Source organism: Chryseobacterium sp. GQ58 (assembly GCF_059758895.1).
In genome coordinates this window covers 48,833-67,821 of record NZ_JCAXEH010000005.1, presented here as the reverse complement: position 1 = coordinate 67,821, position 18,989 = coordinate 48,833, and the positions used below count along the sequence as shown (strand labels likewise).

Here is an 18,989-nt window from a genome sequence, read left to right as displayed (position 1 = left end):
ATTTAATTCTAATATAAAGTATTACAAACTCAGATAAAAAATATAATTTATATTTGCACTTTATAAAAATATCCCTATATTTGCAACCTGAAAATTAATAGATAATTACGACTAAAATATATAGTAATGAGTAAAAGAACGTTCCAGCCATCAGAAAGAAAGAAAAGAAACAAACACGGTTTCAGAGAAAGAATGTCTACGCCAAACGGAAGAAGAGTTTTGGCTGCGAGAAGAGCTAAAGGCAGAAAAAGCCTTACAGTTAGTTCTGCAAGAGCTAAGAGATAATTCTTAACTTACAATATACAAATCATGCTTGAAAAGAAGTTTTTCAGGCATTTTTTGTTGTTAAAATTTCCTAAAATATAGGTTTGTAAAGCTTCTTTTTTCTAATTTTAAAAATTGAAAAAATACTTTTAGAAAAAGCCTCTAAAAATTGAATTTATGCCACATACAAATATCTCCGGAGACAGCATCATCAGCCTGCAACATGCAAAAATTGCCCAGAAAAATTTCACTGTGCTTTCTGATGTTAACTTAAATATCAAAAAAGGCAGATTCTGCTATCTTATCGGGAAAACCGGCTCCGGGAAAAGTTCACTTTTAAAAACACTTTACGGACACATTCCGTTGGTTGCAGGAAAAGGTGAAGTGGTAGGTTTTGATCTAGCTAAATTAAAAGCTTCGGAAGTACCCAATTTAAGAAGAAAGCTAGGAATTGTTTTCCAAGATTTCCAATTGCTTCCGGACAGAACGGTAGAGAAAAACCTGAAATTTGTTTTGGAAGCCACAGGCTGGACTGATAAAGTAAAAATTGATGAACGTATCAACGAAGTCCTTTCGAGTGTAAACATGAAAGGCAAAAAACATAAAATGCCGCACGAGCTTTCGGGAGGTGAACAACAGCGTATTGCAATTGCAAGAGCATTACTAAATCATCCGGATCTGATCTTAGCCGATGAGCCTACAGGAAATCTTGACCCTGAAACGTCCAACGAAATTATGACTTTGCTGAAAAAGGTTGCCGCTGATAACGGAGCTGCTGTGGTAATGGCAACGCATGATTATCACATGATTCAGAATTTTCCCGGAGAAGCAATAAGATGTGAGGACGGAAAAGTTTCTGTGCTGGATACGGCAGAATTGTTTGAGTAAGATAAAAATAATGAAAGCATTAAAAACTAATTCTAAACTCTAGTTTCTAACTTCTTTATTAAAAACATGAAACTCCTTTGTGAGTTCAAGATATTGGTCCGAGTATTTTCTCGGACTTTTTTCTATGATAAATTCAGATTCTTCAGTTACTTTTTCATTCAAAGAAAATTCGAGAATCAATCTCTTTATTTTTGAATTTTCTATTCCTTTAATATTAATTTTTCGGCTTAAAAACAATTGGTTTTCTATTGCAATTGCAATAAAATCTCTTCCGGCTTCAGCAGGAATTATGACAGAAAAAACACCGTTTTCGGAAAGCAATTGTGATGATTTAGAAATTAATTGTCTGAAATTTAACTCAACTCTTTGCCGCGCAATTTTATCTTTTTCAGAAGTAGTTTCTTCAAAATAAGGCGGATTTGAAACAATTAAATCAAATTTATTTTCGGTTTTAAAAGTTTTAAAATCCTGAAGAATATTTTTTAACCTTGAGCTAAATACAGAATTCTCAAAATTGAGTTTTGTAATATTCGAAGCTTCTTCATTAATATCAATTCCTAAAAACTCAGCCTTCGAGTTTCTCTGAGCGAGCATTAAAGAAATCAAGCCGGTTCCTGTTCCTATTTCCAACACTTTTGAAGCATTGGCAACATCTGCCATTGCGCCCAGCAAAACTCCGTCTGTGCCTACACGAAAGACTTTTTCAGACTGTTGAATTTCAAACTGCTTAAATTTAAAAGATTTCACTATAAATTGGTAGGCAAAGTAATGGTAAATGTAGATCCTTTCCCGACTTCAGACTTTACAGAAATCTGGCCTTTGTAATCTTCCACCATCTTTCTCACCATCGATAAGCCAAGTCCCATTCCGCTGTTTTTTGAAGTAAAATTGGGCTCAAAAATTCTTTCGTACATATTTTCCGGAATTCCAATTCCATTATCCTGAACAGAAATAACAACCCTTCTCTGATGCTGCTCAACATCTACATTTACCAGCAAATTTCGGTCGTCACTTTTTGCCTGCTTGGCATTGGTCACCAAATTGGTAATAATCCTGGAAAGATAGATACGATCCATATTGACCATGATATTTGTTTTATTGGCATGAATAAAAATCTGATCATCATTAAAAACCCTTAAAATATCTGTAATCTCGGCATTTAAATTAATTACTTCATTATTTTTTTCGGGAAGCTTGGCAAATTCTGAAAATGCGGAAGCCACGGTAGCAATCAAATCAATCTGATCGACCATTGTTTTGCTCATTTGCTTCACTTTTTCTGTAACATTTGGATCTTGCGGATCAAATTTTCTTTCAAAATTCTGAATCGTAAGCTTCATGGGCGTCAAAGGATTTTTCACCTCATGCGCCACCTGCTTTGCCATCTCGCGCCAGGCTTCTTCAGATGCTTTAAATCTTAAGCGCTCCTTTTGATCGGCAATTTGAAGGATCATTCTGTTATAAGCTCTTGCCAAAGCGTTCAGCTCATCATTTTTATAGTATTTGATGGGACGCATTTCGTTTTCAAACAATGTGATTCTTGTAATCATATCTGAAAACTTAGTGATATTTTTTGCCAGATTATTTGAAGTGACCCAACTGAGCCAAATGCTGAAACAGATGAGTAAAATATCTACAATTAAAATATAGACCACATATTTGTGCAGCACGTCCAGATAAGCAGATTCGTTATGATAAAGCGGAATATAAATAATCCCGACAGGCTCAAGAACATTGTTTTTTAAAACTAAATAAGAAGACGTGAAAACAGCGTCTTTGGCAGCATCATATCCGCGGATATCATATCTTGCGCCATTGGAAAGGATTTTATTGACAATTTGAAGCGGAACTTTTTTGTGTTCAACAAGATTTTCATCTTTATTAGACAGCAGATAATTACCTTTCAGATCATATATTATAATGTCATGCTGATTAATATCTGCAATTTCAAAAATTTTGTTTCTTAAAACTTTTGGAAGATCATCGGTCTGTATGGTAGAAAAACTGACTGCATAATCCAAAAATCTGATGACAGCATTGGTTTTCTCCTGCATGTCAATTTTGCTCTGCTTCAGAGAATTATTTCTTAAAACAAAATAAGGAACCAGGGAAGATGCGGCAACACTCAAAAGGCAAACGAATAAGAAACCAAAAAAAACCCGGTTTCTTAAACTATATCCTTTGTATTTTTTAAACAACATTCTGCCTGTTAATTAGTTTTGCTATGTATTTACCAATAATATCAAATTCAAGGTTGACTTTATCCCCGATTTTAAGATTTTTCATATTGGTAAATTCCCATGTATAAGGAATGATAGCAACTGAAAACTGAAAATCATCACTCTTGGCTACTGTAAGGCTAATTCCGTTCAAAGTGATCGAACCTTGAGGAACCGTTACAAAATTACCTTCTGAATTATATCTTACAGTAACAAAATAGCTGCCATCTTTGTTCTCAATATCAATTATTTCTCCGGTTTTATCTACATGTCCCTGTACAATATGTCCGTCTAGCCTTCCATCCATCTTCATGCAGCGCTCCAAATTCACAACACTTCCTACCTTCCAGCTTCCTAAACTGGTTTTTTCTAAAGTCTCATCTATTGCAGTAACAACATATTGGCTATCGCTGATCTCAACAACCGTAAGACAACATCCGTTATGAGCGAGACTTTGATCGATTTTTAATTCCTGGGTAAATGGACAGCTTAAAGTAAAATTGATATTGCTGCCGGTTTGTTCGATTTTTTCAATAACTCCTACTGCTTCAATAATTCCTGTGAACATATTATTTTTTGCTAAATTTGTAAAATTATAATCTTCAAAGATAATCAAAATGAGCCCAAAAAACCATAAAGTACGAGTAGGAATTTCAATTGGCGATTTCAACGGCATCGGCCCGGAAATCATCATGAAATCTCTGAAAGACAAAACCATTACAGACTTTTTTACTCCAATTATTTTCGGCTCAGGTAAACTTTTTACTTATCAGAAAAATATTTTTAAGCTTAATCTGAACTTCAATTATATTACAGAAACTTCGCAGGCTCAAAACGGAAAACTCAACATGCTTAATTTGGTGAAAGATAATTCTAATGTAGAATTGGGCAAACCAACAGAAGAATCTACAAAAATGGCGATCGATTCTTTAGAAGCTGCAACTGAAGCCTTGATGAAAGGTGAAATTGATGTTTTGGTAACCGCACCGATCAACAAAGACGAAATGGTAAAGATGGGCTTCAAGCATGCGGGACATACAGGTTACTTTGAAGAAAAATTCAATAAAAAAGGGTTGATGTTTTTGGTAACAGATGATTTAAAAGTAGCCGTTTCCACTCATCACATTCCTATTTCTGAAGTTGCTGAAAATATTTCGAAAGAAAAGATAAAGAAGCAGATCAAAGCATTAAATCAAACTTTAATTGAGGACTTTTCTATTTCAAAACCAAAAATTGCTGTTTTGGGGCTTAATCCTCATTCGGGAGACGGTGGCGTGATTGGCAAGGAAGAAATAGAAATCATTTCTCCGGCAATTAAAGAGGCTTCAGATAACGGGATTCTGGCTTTCGGGCCATTTCCGGCAGACAGCTTTTTTCAGCCAAATAAGTACAAAAACTTCGATGCAGTTTTAGCGATGTATCACGATCAGGGTTTGGCACCTTTCAAAACATTGGCTTATGAAGAAGGAGTAAACTATACCGCAGGGCTTCCTTTTATCAGAACCTCGCCCGATCACGGTGTTGCTTACGATATTGCAGGGAAAAATATAGCCGACGAACAGAGCTTTATGGAAGCAATTTTTACCGCTATTAAAATTTTTAAAAACAGAAATGATTACAACGAGCTTATGAGCAATCGTCTACAGCCAAGAAGAATGCCTGCCGACAATGGTATTGATGAAGATCTTCCTGTGGAAAGCGAGATGTAACAGCAAAATAAATTAAAAGTAATTTGTTATAAATTTTATTTGTAATATTAAAAAAAATGCATATTTTTGCACACTCATTTTATGGACAAGTTAAGAAACTATGATGTAAGCTTTTCCGGACTAAAAAACGGAAAACACGAGTTCAAGTTTGAGATAGAAAACGCGTTCTTTCAATTATTTGACACTGAGCAAGAATTTACAAATCCTAAAATACAGGCAGATGTTTTTTTAGATAAGCATACTACTTTTTTAGAATTTGTGATAAAGATAAACGGAACCATCGAGTTGGTTTGTGACATCACAAACGAAGAATTTGATTATCCGATAGAGAATGAAATTAAAGTTTTGGTAAAATTTGGCGAAGAGTATGATGACAGCGAAGAAGATGTGATCACCATTCCGTCCAAAGATCACGCTTTCAATGTAGCACAGCTGATTTATGAGAATGTGGCGCTTTCAGTTCCGATGAAAAAGATTTCGCCCAACGTAAGTGATGAAGATTTAAAAATTCTTGAAAAATTCAGTCCGAAAGAAGAGGAACCCGATAGCGACCCGAGATGGGATGCTTTGAGAAAATTAAAAGATAAAAATTAAAAATAATTATAATATGATGAGATGATGAAAGATCTCATCGCTCATCAAATTAAAAAAGTTATTACAAAATGGCACATCCAAAGAGAAGACAATCGTCCACAAGAAGAGATAAGAGAAGAACTCATTACAAAGCAGTAGTTCCTCAATTGGCAAAAGATGCAACTACAGGAGAAATGCACTTGTACCACAGAGCTCACTGGCATGAAGGAAAACTATACTACAGAGGAAAAGTAGTATTGGAAAAAACAGTTGAAACTACTGAAGAAAACTAAGAGCGTTTTTCTAAAAACAACTCTAAATAATATAAAAACCACTCAATTTTAATAAAAATGAGTGGTTTTTTGTTACTTTTTAGGTTTTTTTGGTATCTTTGGCCCATAATCAAATATCTAATTTATGGACATTAAAGACATACAAAATCTTATTAAGTTTGTATCTAAAGCTGAGGTTTCAGAAGTAAAATATAAAACTAAAGATTTCGAAATTACTATTAAAACTCCGCTTGGAGGTAACGAAGTAAGCTATGTTGCACAACCTGCGATGTATCATTCTGCTCCTCAGCAAGCTGCCCCTGCACAAGCTCCGGCTGCTGCACCAGCTTCTACAGACAAAGCAGATGCTGCTTCTGATGATAGTAAATATGTAACAATTAAATCTCCAATGATCGGAACTTTCTACAGAAAACCATCTCCTGATAAAGACGTTTTTGTAAATGTAGGTGATGAAGTTTCAAACGGAAAAGTAGTTTGCGTAATTGAAGCAATGAAATTATTCAACCAAATCGAGTCTGAAGTAAGCGGTAAAATCGTTAAAATATTAGTAGACGATGCTACACCTGTTGAATATGACCAACCTTTATTCTTAGTAGATCCATCTTAAGGAATTTTAGATTAAAGATTATAAATTTTAGATGAATAATTTCATTTAAAATAATTTAAAATTCAAAATTTAAAATTTAAAATTTTCGGAGAGATGTTCAAAAAAATATTAATTGCCAATCGTGGCGAGATTGCGATGCGTATTTTACGTACTTGCAAAGAAATGGGAATCAAAACTGTTGCGGTTTATTCAACTGCCGATAAAGACAGCCTTCATGTAAGATTTGCTGATGAAGCTGTTTGTATTGGACCTCCAATGAGTAAAGATTCCTATCTTAAAATTTCTAATATTATTGCAGCGGCGGAAATCACAAACGCAGACGCAATTCACCCTGGTTACGGTTTCTTGTCTGAAAATGCCAACTTTTCAAGAATCTGTCAGAAAAACGGCATCAAGTTTATTGGTGCTTCTCCTGAACAGATCGAAAAAATGGGAGACAAAGCAAACGCTAAAGCGACAATGAAAGCTGCAGGTGTACCTTGTGTACCCGGTTCAGAAGGCTTAATTGAATCTTACGAGCACGCTGTAAAAGTTGCTGAAGAAACAGGTTATCCTGTCATGATTAAAGCAACTGCAGGCGGCGGCGGAAAAGGAATGAGAGCTGTTTGGAAAGCCGAAGACCTTAAAGATCATTGGGAATCTGCAATTCAGGAGGCTGTTGCCGCTTTTGGAAACGGAGGAATGTATATGGAAAAGCTGATTGAAGAGCCGAGACATATTGAAATTCAGGTTGCCGGAGACCAATTTGGTAAAGCTTGTCACCTTTCTGAAAGAGACTGTTCTGTACAGAGAAGAAATCAAAAATTAACGGAAGAAACTCCTTCTCCGTTTATGACCGACGAACTTCGTGAGAAAATGGGCGAAGCAGCAGTAAAAGCAGCGGAATTCATCAGTTATGAAGGCGTAGGAACAATCGAATTCCTGGTTGATAAGCACAGAAATTTCTACTTCATGGAAATGAATACCAGAATTCAGGTGGAACATCCAATCACTGAGCAGGTAATTGATTATGACCTTATCAGAGAGCAAATTCTATTGGCAGCCGGAACTCCTATTTCAGGAATTAATTATTATCCAAAACTCCATTCAATCGAATGTAGAATCAATGCTGAAGATCCTTACGCGGATTTCAGACCTTCTCCTGGAAAAATCACCGGATTAAATATTCCGGGCGGACACGGAATCAGAGTTGATACACACGTTTATTCAGGATATACAATTCCATCCAACTACGATTCTATGATTGCGAAACTGATTACAACGGCTCAAACCCGTGAAGAGGCCATTGCAAAAATGAAACGTGCTTTGGAAGAATTCTACGTAGAGGGCGTAAAAACAACCATTCCTTTCCACAGACAACTGATGGATGATGAAGATTATCTTTCAGGAAATTATACAACAAAATTCATGGAGAGTTTTGTAATGGATAAAAAATATGATAATCACTAAGATTATTTTTAAATAAAATTTCAAACTGCTTCATTTTGAGGCAGTTTTTACTTTTTTATCTCTTCGTATTAAATTATTAACTTTGTAAAAAATCAAAATATGTCAACAGCAGCACAAACAAAAAATTCACAATATTTCATCGACCTTGAAGAAAAGCATGGCGCTCACAATTATCATCCGCTTCCTGTAGTTTTGGATCGTGGTGAAGGCGTTTTTGTTTGGGATGTTGAAGGTAAAAAATATTATGATTTTCTTTCTGCTTATTCTGCTGTGAATCAAGGGCATTCTCACCCTAAAATTGTAGAAGCTTTAGTTGAGCAGGCTAAAAAATTGGCTTTGACTTCAAGGGCATTTTACAATTCCAATTTGGGAGAATACGAAAAGAAGATCACTACCCTATTTGGTTTTGATAAGGTTTTACCGATGAATTCCGGAGCTGAAGCTGTGGAAACAGCTGTAAAATTAGCTAGGAAATGGAGCTACGAAGTAAAAGGAATTTCTGAAAACGCAGCAAAAATCATCGTTTGCGAAAATAATTTCCACGGAAGAACAACAACCATTGTTTCGTTCTCAAATGATCCTGACGCCAATAAAAATTACGGTCCTTTTACTCCTGGATTTATTAAGATTCCCTACAACGATATTGCAGCTTTAGAAGAAACGTTAAAAAATGATGCTCAAAATATTGCCGCATTTTTGGTTGAGCCAATTCAAGGTGAAGCGGGAGTTTACGTTCCTGATGAAAACTTTTTGAAAAACGCTTCTGAACTTTGTAAAAAATACAATGTTCTTTTCATTGCTGACGAAGTGCAGACAGGAATTGCAAGAACAGGAAAATTAATTGCCTGTCATCATGAAAATGTACAGCCTGATATTTTAATTTTAGGAAAAGCACTTTCCGGTGGAATGTATCCGGTTTCAGCTGTTTTGGCCAATGATAATATTATGAATGTAATTAAGCCGGGACAACACGGTTCAACTTTCGGAGGAAACCCGATTGCCTGCGCTGTTGCCGTTGCAGCTTTGGATGTTGTTGCTGATGAAAACTTGTCTGAAAGAGCTGAAGAATTAGGAAAACTATTCAGATCTGAAATTGAAAAAGTAATAGAAAAGTCTGATTTAATAACAAAAGTAAGAGGAAAAGGTTTATTAAACGCAATTTTGATAAACGATACTCCGGAAAGCTCAACAGCGTGGAATATTTGTTTAAGATTAAAAGAAAACGGTTTACTGGCCAAACCAACTCATGGAAATATCATCAGACTGGCTCCACCTTTGGTAATCACCGAAGAGCAATTACTGGATTGTGTGAAAATTATTGAAAAAACGATCATGGAGTTTGGCAGCTAAAATGAAAATTTTAATTATTCAAAAAAAATTCATGGGTGACGTGCTTGTGACAAGTACAACTTTGCCATTATTGAAAAAAAAATATCCTGATGCAGAAATCAGCATTCTTTTAGAACAGAAACATGCTCAAATTTTAATTGGAAATCCTTATGTAAATAACGTTATTTTTTTTAAAGATGGCTTATTTAAAACAGTGGCAGAGATAAAACGTCAAAATTTTGATTTGGTAATTGATGCTTATTCAAAGGTAGAAACAGGAATTATTAGCATATTTTCAGGAGCAAAAACACGTATTGGTTTTTTTAAAAAATACAGTCAATTTTTTTATAATTTTCCTGTAAAAAGGAAAAAAACTGCATCTTCAAAAAATACAACTTTAGGAATCGAACATCGCTTGCAGTTGTTGGAACCGTTGAAAATTCCTTTTGAAGAAACTTTTCCAAAGACCTATATTTTGGAGGAAGAGTTGGAAAATGCGCGTAAAATCCTATCAGAAAACGGTTTGTCTGAAAAAGACAACCTGATTATGATAAGTACTTTTGGCAGCATCGCGGAAAAAACTTATCCTATAAAATACATGGCGAAAGTTTTGGATTACATCGTTGATTTTCAGCCGAATTCTAAAATATTATGTAATTATCTTCCCTCTCAAAAAGAACTTTTCTCGGAAATTTATCATTTGGTTTCTACAAAAACACAAAAAGCAATTGTAAAAGATTTTGACACCAAAAACCTGAGAGAGTTTGCTGCTGTCACAAGCCTTTGCAAATGTCTGATCGGAAATGAAGGCGGAGCAACGAATGTGAGCAAATCTTTGGAGATTCCGACGGTTACGTTGTTTTCTCCACATATTCAACTAAAAGACTGGGCATGGAGCAGCCAACCGGATTTGGATTTATTTTTGCATGTAAATGATTTTGTTCCTAAATCTAATTATGCAGATTTTAAACCTGCTTATTTTAAGAATCAGCTGGGGGAATTCTTAGGAAAAGTAATGTAACAAGATCACAATGATTCAAAATAAAAAAAATATATTGCTTATAACTTTTGATAATTGGGGATACAATCAATACATTGCTGATGCTTTGGAGAGAAAATCGCATTTTGTAAAGCATATTAATTTTCATGATTTTAAATATAAATATCCAAGTATTTGGCATAAGGTTTTTAATTTCTTTACTAAAAATCTTGGAATCCTGAATTTAAAATATGTTCATTATAATCACGTTATTTTAAGAGAAATCGAAAAATTTGAAAATATCGACGTTTCAATTTATATTAAAGCAGATTTTCTGTCGCCTAAAACAATAAAAGCTATTAACGAAAAATCGAAAAAGTCTGTTTTAATAATCAGCGATTCTATCAATCGATATCCTAAAACTAAAAATAGATTGTCTTTATTCGATCAGATTTTTTCTTTTGAAAAGAAAGACTGCAAAAAGTACAATTTGCTTTTTAAAACCAATTTTATTTATAAATACAGCGATACAATTACGTCAAGCATCAAATACAAAGTATTTAACATTAGCTCATTAGATAAAAGATTTCCAGTTTTTCAAAAGATAGCAAAGCAATTGTATGAATTGAAAATTAACTATAAAATAATCATCTTTACATCAAAGAAAGATGAAGATCCATATTTAGAATTTTCAAAAAAACCTTTGCCTATTTCTAAAATCAATAAGCTTCAGGAAGAGTCGGAAATATTGCTGGATGTTCACAGAAAAGAACAGCAAGGATTGAGTTTCAGAGTGTTTGAAAGTTTAGGACTCCATAAAAAACTGATTACGACTAATACAGATATTGTGAATTATGATTTTTATAATTCGCAAAATATATTTGTGATTGAAGATGAAAATAACTTCACCATTCCAGAATCTTTTTTTGAAGCACCTTATTCTAAAATCCCGGAATCTTTGTTGGAAAAATATCGCGTAGAAAACTGGGTGGATGAATTGATATCCTAATTCGTTTTATCAAAAGCCTTTCATAATTGTAAGGTTTTTGTATCTTCAACAATTCTTTTACTAATGAATTTTTCGCTAATAAATTTTAATGATTAATTATAAACCAAACAGCAAAATCATCATTTTTTGTCCTCCAAATAAAGTAACAGGAGGTCCGGAAGCATTGCACCAATTGGCTGATAAACTTCACCAAATTGGCATTAATAATGTCTTTATGCATTATATTCCTAAAAGAAAAAATGCAAAGCCGAAAAATTATGCCATTTATAAAACCCAAGAAATAGATTTTGTTGAAGATGATACAGAAAACATCTTAATCGTCCCGGAATCAATGACTTTTTTAGTGAAAAAATATCCTAAAAGTCAGAAAATAATTTGGTGGCTGAGCGTAGACTTTTACAAAGTTTTAATGGATTATAGAATCCGCAAGCAGAATTTTTTCACGAAATTATTTTATCAGCAAAAAGATAAAGAGTATTATTTTGAACCGCTCCCAAATGTTTTTCAATGGGCGCAATCTTATCGTTCCAACATTTATCTGAAAGATCATAATATCCCTGAAAGTCAGATAGATTTTGTTTGCGATTATATAAATCCGATTTTTCTGGATAAAAAAGAAATTATCCAAAAAGATCTGACAAATAAACAAATACTTTATAATCCTAAAAAAGGCAAAAAAGAAATTTCTTTATTAATAAAAAATTCTCCGGAACTTGAGTGGATTCCGATTCAAAATATGAATGCCAACCAAATAAAAAATTTGATGGCAAAATCATTGTTGTATGTTGATTTTGGAGAAAATCCCGGCAGAGACAAAATGCTGCGCGAATCTGTATCGCAAGATTGTTGTATCGTTTCGGGTAAAAATGGATCTTCTGCATATTATGAAGATTTGATGATTCCTGATGAATATAAATTTGATTTCAGCGAAGAAAAAGTGTCGGAAATTATTTCTAAAATAAAAGATATATTGGTAAATTATAACGAACATATTCTTCATTTTTCCAACTATAAAAACATGGTTTTGGAAGAAGAAAGAACATTTGAAAATAAGCTAAAAGAAATATTTAGAAAATGACGCCGAAGAAAATTACTTTGATTTACCCTTTTGCGTATGGATATGTTGATTTTGTAGTTCATGAACTACAGTCTTATAATAATGTCGAAGTAACTGATATTAAAACGGACATTATAAAATACAAATATCCCAACCTTTTTGTGAAAATATGGAATGGCTTTACGAAAATATTTGGCAAAAACCTTAAGAAAGATTTCTTTAAGAATCAAATTATTCAGCAAATCACGGAAAAGCAGGATATCATTTTCATTATTCGTCCGGATCTTTTAGATGTTTCGTTATTAAAAAATTTAAAAAGGAAAACAGATAATTTCATCGCATATTATTACGACAGTTGCAAAAAATATCCGAAACAGCTTGAAATAACTCACTTTTTTGATGAAATTTATTCCTACGAAAAAGAAGATATTGAAAAGTATAATTTTATAGAAACTTCCAATTTTATTTATTCGGAAAATTTGAAACCTGAGAAAATAAAATATGATATTTTTAATATTTCTTCTTACGATTCAAGAATTGGAGAAATAGATAAATTGGCGAAAGCCTTGTCCGAAGGAGGTTTGAAAAATTATTTTGTTATATTTTGGTGTGAGAAATTGTTTTATCCTCATCTTATTTCCACAACAAAATATCTTTCTCTTGAGGAGACGAAAAAATTGATTGCTCAGTCAAAAGCAATGATTGATATACAGAGAACTGACCAAAGCGGACTTTCTTTCCGTACTTTTGAAAGTCTTGGCTACAGGAAAAAATTAATTACAACCAATAAAACGGTGAAAGAATATGATTTTTACCATCCCAACAACATGTTGATTATTAACAGCAGTGAAATTGATATTGAAGAAATTAAAAACTTTCTGGAATTACCGTATGTAGAAATTTCGCAAGACATTCTTCAGAAATACAGCGTGAAAAATTTCGTAAAAAGAATATTTAAATTGTAAAACCAATGGGAATCAAAAGAAAAATAAAGAATTATATCCATATTAAGAAATATTATCCTTTATCGGAAAAAACGATTACTCCTGATAAAAACAAAAAAACAATACTGATTGTTGATAGTCAAATTCCAACTTTTGATAAAGATTCCGCCTCAAACCGTATTACAGAAATTGCAAAATTTTTAGGTAAACATTATAATGTATACCTTGTCGATTGGCGAAAAGCCATCCCAAATATTGATTCTAAAAAATATATTAAAACCCTAAATGAACATAATGTAACTGTTTATACCCCATTTATAAACAAATATGGCATAATGAAGGGTAAAAAATATTTCATTAAAACTTTACTCCCAAAAATCGATTTTGTTTGGTGCCACAGACCTGAACTTTTTGAATATTATTTAGATTTCTTTAGAAAAAAAGCTCCTCAAGCCAAAATAATCTATGATATGGTAGATATACATTACCTGAGAATGGAAAGAGGTCTGGAAATAAAATATGATAAAAACCGAGCTAAAGAACTCGTACGCTACAAATATATTGAAACCGAGCTCAGTAAAAAAGCAGATAAAATTGCGGTTATCAGCGATAAGGAGAAAGAATTTATGAAAGCTTTTGTGGATGAATCTAAACTGTTTACGGTAAGTAATGTTCACAATCTGAAAGTACAGCCGGAAGATATGCCGCCTTTTGAAAAACGAAACGGAATTTTCTTTATCGGCACATTTCTCCACGATCCAAATGTGGATGCTGTGGAAGTTTTGTACAATCAAATTATGCCTTTGGTATGGAAAGTTTTACCTGATTTGAAGATCACGATTATCGGCTCTGAAGCTCCGGAATCTATTCTGAAAATGAACTCTGAAAAGTTTGAAGTTACCGGTTATGTGGAAGATATTATTCCATATTATGAAAAATGTTTTGCATCTGTTTCGCCGCTTAGATTTGGTGCAGGTGTAAAAGGAAAAATCGGTCAGGCTCTGGAATATACTCTTCCTGTTTTAACGACCGAAATCGGCGCAGAAGGAATGTTTTTGGAAAATGGCATTACCGCATTGATTGCAGGCAACGAAGATTACCAGAAATTTGCAGATAATATTGTAAAAATTTGCACTGATAAAGATTTGTGGAACACGCTTCATTTCAATTCTGAAAAAGGTATTTATCCGTTTTCTATAGAAGCACAAAAAGAGGAAATTTTTAAAATGTTAGATTAAGCTTTTGCTATTTTTTTATAAATTTCAACATGCTCATCAGTACATTTTTCCCAGGAAAACATTTTGGATCTTTCTAAGCCTTTTTTAGAATAAAAAGATCTTAAACCTTCATCTTTATATAGATTGAGCATAGTTTCAGCAAGTGATTCTACATCGTTTGGATCAAGCATAATTCCTGCATTTCCCACTACTTCCGGCAACGATGAAGTATTGGAAGTGACTGTTGCTACGCCACATTGCATTGCTTCTAAAGGCGGCAATCCAAAACCTTCATAAAGTGACATATAATAAAAGGAATGAGCATGACTGTACAAACTTGCGAGATCTTCGTCGGGCACTCTACCGGTGATAATGATCTTGTCTTTCAGTTCTTGGGCATTATCATATTCCTGAAAAATTTTATCGTAATCCCAACCTTTTGCTCCCACTAAAACCAATCCGAGATCATCGATATTATTTTCTTTTATCATTTTTAGGAATGTCCGGATAACATGATCTACATTTTTACGAGGTTCTAAAGTACCTACACTCAAAAAATATTTACCCGGCAGATCATATTTTTTTTTGATCAGATTAAATTTATCATCATCATTACAAACATAAAAAAGCTCTTTTGATGCTGCCAATAAGCTCACAAAAATATGTTCCGGATTGAGATGTGGAGCATAAGCGAGTAAATCTTTTCTGGTGTTTTCTGACACACAAATAGCATAGCCATCTTTTCCGATGCTTGCAATGATATCCTCAATCAGACTTGATGTAAAATGCAAATCAGGGAAAAGTATCGGTATTAAATCATGAACAGTAACAATCTTTTTTAAATTTGTATACTTTCTGACTTCGCTATTAATTGGATGATAGAAAGAATGGAAAACTTCAGCATTATTCCAAACCTTTTCATCATACGTATTTTTATAATTGTAAATTCCAATTTTATTATATAAATATCTAAAAAGCTTTTCTTTCCGGAATGGCAAAAACTTACGTCTAGCTCTGATATTTGCTTGCTTTATCTCAATAGAATTTTCACTAAAGAACTCTTCTAATTCCGCAGTTGAAGTTTCACGATGAAATAAGCTTAAATGACTATAATATATATCCGTTGAAGGATGAGTTGTCAAATTTTTAAAAAGCTCAAAAGCAACGCGAAAAATTCCGGTGCGGTTGTCTTTATAAGAATCTGCAATAATATCTGCGTCTAAAATGATTTTTATACTCATCAGATTCCTATTGAATGGTGTCGTAGAATGAATTTTGCTGCTCTTGTTTTTGTATTTCTTTAATATGCAGAAGACACATAGAATAGTCTGAACATGGTAAACTTGCAATCGTTTTATAATTGCGAAGTCTTTCGTGTACTTTGTTTTCCCACACAATACCTTTATTGAGTTTAAAAATACGATATTGATAATCCGGGAAATTTATATATCCTTTTTCATTTACTTTCCAATCCCATTGTTCAATATGCTCATTTGTAACTCCATTCACAATATTGATTCTTGGAACCATAAACACATCATCTTTCCTTTTTTCGGATAGATAAGATTTAATTCCTTTAATAAGAGATTCTTCAGGGATTTCATCGGCATCTATTTGAAATAAATATTTCTTTTTCGCAGCTTTTATTAAGTTGTTTTTAAATGTTGCAAAATCACCATCTAATCTGGCCTCCAATCTGATAATTTTTTCACCATATCCATCTAAAATCTCTGCAACTTCCTGGCTCTTATTAGTAATATCCTGCAAAACAATCACTTCATCCTTTTTATCTATTAGTGGAATTAAGGCATTTAAAAGTTTTGCAATTTCTTCAATCTCGTTATTTACAGTAATTCCGTACGAAATCCCTGGCAATGGTAATATTTTTCTTAGGAGTTTCATTAAATTTCTAATTTTTTATAAATGAGTGATTTTTCTATTCTTTTGGGATGATTAAAAACAATTACAGGTCGGTAAGGCTTTGCAATTTTCAAAAATAGTTTAATAAAAATATTGGGATTGATATATATTTTTTGATTTTTTGAAATGATTTCTGAAATATTTGAAATTGAATTCCGTGTTTTTTCGCTAAAAGCTTTTCCGTCGACAAATATCATTACATCATGATTTTGAATTTTTGTGATCGGTTTTATCTTTTTATTTAAATTAAATTTCGTGTTTTTTTGCTCTTTATTTATATAATCATCAAACAAAAAATCTACATAGATTCTTTCTGCAAAAGGTTCCAATTCGTGTAGCTTCTCAATATTTCCGTGAAGTAATATGATCCCAATATCATATTTTGCTGAAGATTTCGAATGATTTTGAAAACCCCATTTTCTTACAAAATTTCGTTGAGATTTTTCTTCGATTCCTTTTGTTTTATTTTCGTATTCTTTTGAAAATCTTGAAGTTTTACTTACAAAATGATACACCAAAGCAGTATGTAATTGGATGGTTTTTAAACCCAATAATTTTAACCTAATGATAAGATCATCATCTTCACAAAACATTGGATTAAATAAATTGTCTAATCCTCCGATCTCTAATAAAGTGGCTCTTTTTGCACATAAAAAAAAAGATTTATGTGATGTGAAAGTATTTGTATGATTGATATTAGAAATATAATCATCTTCAAAATCAAAAAACTTCTGAAAATCGAATGTATGAATATTATCGCCAAAATCCTTTGTCAACTTCCAATCTCGAAAATCTCCCGTAAAAATTGGAGGTTCTATAACTTTGTAAAAATTAATATTATTTTCAGACAAATTTCTCTCCAAATTTGATAAAAAATGTTTTCCTAAAATCATATCATTATGCAGAAAACAAACAAACTTTTTCGTAGAAATTTCTATCGCCTTATTATAGGTATCGGATAATGTTTTATTTTCATCCGAATAAAAATAGTTTAAAAACGGATCTTTTAGATTATCCAACCATTGATGTGTACCATCTGTACTTCCAAAACTAACGAAAACAATCTCAACATTGGGATATAGCTTTCTTACATTTTCGTAAAAAAACTTAGTGTAATCTAAATTATTTTTTAACCCTATTAAGAAAGAGATTTCATGCCCCATTCAATAATTAATCTATTCTATCATATTCATCCTCAATCCTCACAATATCATCTTCACCAAAATAAGTACCGGTTTGCACCTCAATAAAAACAACAGGTTTATCAGAAAGATTCATCATGCGGTGTTTTGCTCCTAATGGAATGAAAATACTTTCTCCATAAGACAATTTTATTTCTTTATCATCTAAAACCACGGTTGCGTCACCTTCAATTACCGTCCATTGTTCCTGTCTTTTGTGATGATATTGATATGATAATTTTTGGCCCGGATTTACTTCAATTCTTTTAAGCTTATAATTGGATTCATCTACCAAAACAAAATATTTCCCCCAAGGTCTTTCTCCTATTTCTAACATTTTTTAATCTTTACTTACAAAAATAAAACTTAAATTATTAAATCATGCATTATTCAAAAAAAAGTAAGAATTTTGCACATAAATTATTTAAACATGAAAATAAGCGGTTATGGTTATGTAAGAAACGGCTTCTTGTACGGCGTTCCTTTTTTGGAGTCGATACAGTCTGTTTTACCCATTTGCGATGAGTTTATTGCCGTTGTTGGAGATTCCACCGACGGAACTCGTGAAGCAATAGAAAACCTTAATGATCCTAAAATAAAAATTATAGATACAATATGGGATGACAATCTCAAATTGCACGGGAAAATCTTCGCACAACAGTCCAACATTGGTTTAGATCATGTTACCGGTGATTGGGTTTTTCATATCCAGGCGGATGAAGTTATTCATGAAAATGATCTTCCTAAAATTCTCGAAAACATAAAAAAATTTCATCAACACGAAGAAGTTGAAGGTTTCTTACAACCATTCATTCATTTTTGGGGCGATTACAATCATATCCGAAACAGCAGAGCCGTGCACAAGAATGAAATAAGAATTTTTAAAAACAATCCTAAAATAAGATCTTACATTGATTCGCAAGGTTTCAGGAAATTTAATTCTAAAGAAGGATATGAAAACGGTTCCGAAAGAGGAGAAAAACTAAAAGTGCTGAAATTAGATGCGCCTATTTATCATTATAATGCGGTAAGATCACGAAAAAATATGTCCTTAAAGGCAAAAAATTTCAATTATTATTACGGGCATGAAAAAAATAAATTGGAAGAACAGCCTAAAGAAGAATTTAATTATCACATTGTAGACCGGGTTACAAAATTCCTGGGAACGCATCCAAAAGTAATGGCAGAAGCTATTGCAAGACACGATTTTGTTTTTGAACACGATAAATCCCAAGCAATCTGGGACAAAAAAGACAAATTGGTGCAACCTTTGGAAGATTTACTGAAAATAAGAATAGGCGAATATAAAAACTACATTTTGCTTAAAAACATAAAATAGTTTTTCTAAAAA

Annotated in this window: 21 protein-coding genes; 14 read left to right on the top strand and 7 right to left on the bottom strand. The window is 32.8% G+C overall.

What is annotated here, in order from left to right:
• Positions 1–126: 126 nt before the first annotated feature.
• Together rpmH and AC6CHK_RS13595 are read left to right on the top strand one after the other, a co-directional pair.
• Complete coding sequence (gene rpmH, locus AC6CHK_RS13600; RefSeq protein WP_034679005.1) at positions 127–285, top strand: 50S ribosomal protein L34; 159 nt, start codon at positions 127–129, stop codon at positions 283–285.
• A 156-nt stretch (positions 286–441) separates the two neighbouring features.
• Positions 442–1,152 carry a cell division ATP-binding protein FtsE gene (locus tag AC6CHK_RS13595; protein WP_498097028.1) on the top strand — a complete coding sequence of 237 codons (711 nt, stop codon included), beginning with the start codon at positions 442–444 and terminating at the stop codon, positions 1,150–1,152.
• Between the two features lie 39 nt (positions 1,153–1,191).
• Here the strand turns inward: AC6CHK_RS13595 and AC6CHK_RS13590 are convergent, their stop codons facing one another.
• Genes AC6CHK_RS13590 through AC6CHK_RS13580 form a run of 3 tightly spaced genes read right to left on the bottom strand, consistent with a single transcriptional unit; the run spans position 1,192 to position 3,939 of the window.
• Positions 1,192–1,899: a tRNA1(Val) (adenine(37)-N6)-methyltransferase gene (locus AC6CHK_RS13590; RefSeq protein ID WP_498097026.1), complete on the bottom strand. Its 708-nt coding sequence runs from the start codon at positions 1,897–1,899 to the stop codon at positions 1,192–1,194.
• Positions 1,899–3,353, bottom strand: coding sequence for a sensor histidine kinase (locus AC6CHK_RS13585; protein ID WP_498097024.1), 1,455 nt, complete (start codon positions 3,351–3,353; stop codon positions 1,899–1,901). The genes AC6CHK_RS13590 and AC6CHK_RS13585 overlap by 1 nt, the downstream gene beginning before the upstream one ends.
• Positions 3,343–3,939 carry a riboflavin synthase gene (locus tag AC6CHK_RS13580; protein ID WP_498097022.1) on the bottom strand — a complete coding sequence of 199 codons (597 nt, stop codon included), beginning with the start codon at positions 3,937–3,939 and terminating at the stop codon, positions 3,343–3,345. The genes AC6CHK_RS13585 and AC6CHK_RS13580 overlap by 11 nt, the downstream gene beginning before the upstream one ends.
• Before the next feature lie 49 nt (positions 3,940–3,988).
• Between AC6CHK_RS13580 and pdxA the strand changes: the two genes are divergently transcribed.
• The 11 genes from pdxA (at position 3,989) to AC6CHK_RS13525 (ending at position 14,558) form a co-directional block, all read left to right on the top strand.
• Entirely contained in the window at positions 3,989–5,080 is a 1,092-nt protein-coding gene (gene pdxA / locus AC6CHK_RS13575; protein WP_498097020.1) for a 4-hydroxythreonine-4-phosphate dehydrogenase PdxA, read from the top strand.
• A gap of 81 nt (positions 5,081–5,161) precedes the next feature.
• Positions 5,162–5,674 (top strand): YceD family protein, encoded by a 513-nt coding sequence (locus AC6CHK_RS13570; protein WP_498097019.1) that lies wholly within the window; start codon positions 5,162–5,164, stop codon positions 5,672–5,674.
• 68 nt (positions 5,675–5,742) lie between these two features.
• Positions 5,743–5,946, top strand: coding sequence for a 50S ribosomal protein L32 (gene rpmF / locus AC6CHK_RS13565; protein WP_498097017.1), 204 nt, complete (start codon positions 5,743–5,745; stop codon positions 5,944–5,946).
• A 124-nt stretch (positions 5,947–6,070) separates the two neighbouring features.
• Positions 6,071–6,553, top strand: a complete 483-nt coding sequence (gene accB, locus AC6CHK_RS13560) for an acetyl-CoA carboxylase biotin carboxyl carrier protein (RefSeq protein ID WP_498097015.1) — start codon at positions 6,071–6,073, stop codon at positions 6,551–6,553.
• 93 nt (positions 6,554–6,646) lie between these two features.
• Entirely contained in the window at positions 6,647–8,002 is a 1,356-nt protein-coding gene (accC, locus tag AC6CHK_RS13555; protein WP_498097013.1) for an acetyl-CoA carboxylase biotin carboxylase subunit, read from the top strand.
• Between the two features lie 99 nt (positions 8,003–8,101).
• On the top strand, positions 8,102–9,352 hold the full coding sequence (rocD, locus tag AC6CHK_RS13550; RefSeq protein ID WP_498097011.1) for an ornithine--oxo-acid transaminase: 1,251 nt from the start codon (positions 8,102–8,104) through the stop codon (positions 9,350–9,352).
• Positions 9,353–9,383: 31 nt separating this feature from the next.
• Positions 9,384–10,352: a glycosyltransferase family 9 protein gene (locus AC6CHK_RS13545; RefSeq protein ID WP_498097009.1), complete on the top strand. Its 969-nt coding sequence runs from the start codon at positions 9,384–9,386 to the stop codon at positions 10,350–10,352.
• A 10-nt stretch (positions 10,353–10,362) separates the two neighbouring features.
• A complete protein-coding gene (locus AC6CHK_RS13540) occupies positions 10,363–11,319 on the top strand; it encodes a WaaS/CpsH family glycosyltransferase (RefSeq protein ID WP_498097007.1) in 957 nt (318 codons plus the stop codon).
• A gap of 88 nt (positions 11,320–11,407) precedes the next feature.
• Positions 11,408–12,397, top strand: a complete 990-nt coding sequence (locus AC6CHK_RS13535; RefSeq protein WP_498097005.1) for a hypothetical protein — start codon at positions 11,408–11,410, stop codon at positions 12,395–12,397.
• Positions 12,394–13,341 (top strand): WaaS/CpsH family glycosyltransferase, encoded by a 948-nt coding sequence (locus AC6CHK_RS13530; protein WP_498097003.1) that lies wholly within the window; start codon positions 12,394–12,396, stop codon positions 13,339–13,341. The genes AC6CHK_RS13535 and AC6CHK_RS13530 overlap by 4 nt, the downstream gene beginning before the upstream one ends.
• A gap of 5 nt (positions 13,342–13,346) precedes the next feature.
• Complete coding sequence (locus AC6CHK_RS13525) at positions 13,347–14,558, top strand: glycosyltransferase (protein ID WP_498097001.1); 1,212 nt, start codon at positions 13,347–13,349, stop codon at positions 14,556–14,558.
• On the opposite strand, the gene AC6CHK_RS13520 is transcribed toward AC6CHK_RS13525, so the two are convergent.
• From AC6CHK_RS13520 to AC6CHK_RS13505, 4 genes are read right to left on the bottom strand one after another with little or no spacing between them, the layout of a single operon-like run.
• On the bottom strand, positions 14,555–15,778 hold the full coding sequence (locus AC6CHK_RS13520; protein WP_498096999.1) for a glycosyltransferase family 4 protein: 1,224 nt from the start codon (positions 15,776–15,778) through the stop codon (positions 14,555–14,557). The two genes, AC6CHK_RS13525 and AC6CHK_RS13520, sit on opposite strands and share 4 nt — an antisense overlap.
• A 7-nt stretch (positions 15,779–15,785) precedes the next feature.
• Positions 15,786–16,439 (bottom strand): glycosyltransferase, encoded by a 654-nt coding sequence (locus AC6CHK_RS13515; RefSeq protein ID WP_498096998.1) that lies wholly within the window; start codon positions 16,437–16,439, stop codon positions 15,786–15,788.
• Entirely contained in the window at positions 16,439–17,620 is a 1,182-nt protein-coding gene (locus AC6CHK_RS13510; RefSeq protein ID WP_498096996.1) for a glycosyltransferase family 2 protein, read from the bottom strand. Before AC6CHK_RS13510 ends, AC6CHK_RS13515 begins: the two co-directional genes overlap by 1 nt.
• 7 nt (positions 17,621–17,627) lie before the next feature.
• Positions 17,628–17,975 carry a phosphomannose isomerase type II C-terminal cupin domain gene (locus AC6CHK_RS13505; protein ID WP_498096994.1) on the bottom strand — a complete coding sequence of 116 codons (348 nt, stop codon included), beginning with the start codon at positions 17,973–17,975 and terminating at the stop codon, positions 17,628–17,630.
• A 93-nt stretch (positions 17,976–18,068) separates the two neighbouring features.
• Here AC6CHK_RS13505 and AC6CHK_RS13500 point away from each other — a divergent pair, with 93 nt between their 5' ends.
• A complete protein-coding gene (locus AC6CHK_RS13500; protein ID WP_498096992.1) occupies positions 18,069–18,977 on the top strand; it encodes a glycosyltransferase in 909 nt (302 codons plus the stop codon).
• Positions 18,978–18,989: the final 12 nt, after the last annotated feature.